This is a genomic window from Sulfitobacter sp. HI0027 (genome assembly GCF_001634775.1).
In the GTDB taxonomy this organism is placed as follows: Bacteria; Pseudomonadota; Alphaproteobacteria; order Rhodobacterales; family Rhodobacteraceae; genus Sulfitobacter.
Window position 1 is genome coordinate 1 of record NZ_LWER01000164.1, and the last position, 248, is coordinate 248.

Sequence of the window (248 nt, forward strand, 5' to 3'; positions counted from 1 at the left end):
GCGGATCGAGGCGGCGGTAAGCGGCGCGTTGCGCGGGCCCTGGACGCAATTCACGGGTCTCTTCGAGGAGCTTCTGGACCGACTTCCGCGCCGCCATCACGCCTCTGAACAACTGGAGCGACTACTGGCGTGGTTCAAGGAACTTCAGGAACGAGTCGAGGCGGCCTATCTCAAGGCGACTGGTGCGATAAACCCTGTGGAAAACACCGACAAAAATGACGCCCAAGCTATAAAGAAGACTCAAGAAA

1 pseudogene is annotated in these 248 nt (G+C 58.1%); it reads left to right on the plus strand.

From position 1 onward, the window contains the following. Positions 1-248 (plus strand): annotated as a pseudogene (locus A3722_RS10445) (plasmid replication protein RepC); the annotation flags it as partial.